The 1,439-nt window shown below is 55.0% G+C and carries 1 protein-coding gene; it reads right to left on the reverse strand.

Annotated features, from left to right (window positions below):
* Positions 1–1,261, reverse strand: a 1,261-nt coding sequence (locus AC1D1P_RS23285) for a linalool dehydratase/isomerase domain-containing protein (RefSeq protein ID WP_477674628.1), incomplete at its 3' end; no start/stop codon positions are given.
* Between the last annotated feature and the right edge of the window lie 178 nt (positions 1,262–1,439).

Consider the following 1,439-nt stretch of genomic DNA (forward strand, 5'->3'; position numbering starts at 1 on the left):
GCACGTAGCGACCCATGCCATCCAGAAACTCCGCGTCCAGATGCCGGCGGAACTCTGGCGCGTGACCGGCCCATTTCATCTGACCGTACTGCGCATCGTGGGCACGCAATGCCGCGGCTCCCATTGTGTTGCACAGGGGATAGACCCAGTTGGGCTCGCAGGCCATCAAATAGAAGGGTGAACGTTCGTATTCTTTTTCCAAACTGGACAGCAAGGACTCAAAACTGTGTTCGTAGCGTTTTCCGTTCGGATGCACCAGCGTAAAGGCACCTTTTTTCGAAAACTCCTGACCTCCTGTGCTGGCCTGGAACAAGGCCATCTGCAGCGCCACGAAGCCCGTGTACATGATGTTTTCACGGGCAGCAGGGTCGGAGTTCCACCGCAAGTTTCCCCATAGATTTTCCAGCGACCAGTAGGCCCATGCACGATGCTGTGTCTGCTTGTTCAGCAACCTGCTTTGCGCGTCGCTCATGTACCCGCCTAACGCAGGCGTGAAGCGTGCCTGCGTCAAGGCAATGCCATAAGCCAGAAAGTTGACTTGATACCGAAGCGCCGCCGTCTGAAATTGATCGCGTTGCTCGAATCCCGAAAATTCATCGAAAGGTTGCAGAGCCCGATCGAGTGCGAACCTCAGACGACGCAGATGCGCCAAAGACATTTCCGGTTTTTGCCTTGATGGTTGGGCTGTGAAGATCACGTCCAATCGAGCCATTTGTCGGACCAGGTAATCGTTATCGATGCGCCTTTGCCGGCCTGAAAACATAAACCAGGCCAGCATCGACAGGCAGCCCGCCGCAGCAAACAGCGCGAGCACGCAGTACACATTAAGAACCACACCTGGCTGAATTGCACCATGGCTCATGCTCGCGGCCCAAAACGCCGAACCGAGCCAAACAAGCGGAGGCAGCAACACATTGCCCGTGCCAAACCAGACCAACAGCGCAAACGCCAAGGCACCAACCGAGCACAGCCAGGCGGCTATATGACCTATGCCACTGCCTGTGCAGATATCGGCGTGCGCCAGAAATCCGCCGCCCGGCACCATCAACCCCAAGCCGAAAATCTGCAAGCCATCCTGATGCCCGAAAAGCAGCAAAGCCGAGCCGCCCGTAACGAGCAGCAGATACAGTATTAAAAGTCGGACAGTCTTTCTTGTCGTTACCGGACCGAAAATTCGTGTGTATGGCGGAAGAGTAGCGACGCTACGGATTGAACTCACAGACCGACCTTTCTTCGAAATGAAAACACCAGGTTGATGCACTCGGCTTTCGATAGGTGCAGTCTGATACGCGCCTGTGAGGTCTTGATGAACTGTATGAAGTGGGTGTGAAGTCGAGATCAATTGCGCTGCATCGACCCAATAGCCCGTTTTGAGTTTCGGGTGTGTGAATCTGCATCAAGTGCGCCGCTGTTTCCGCCATTCTTGCCTCGAGTATTGG

Source organism: Polaromonas sp. P1_E1_2 (assembly GCF_056406035.1).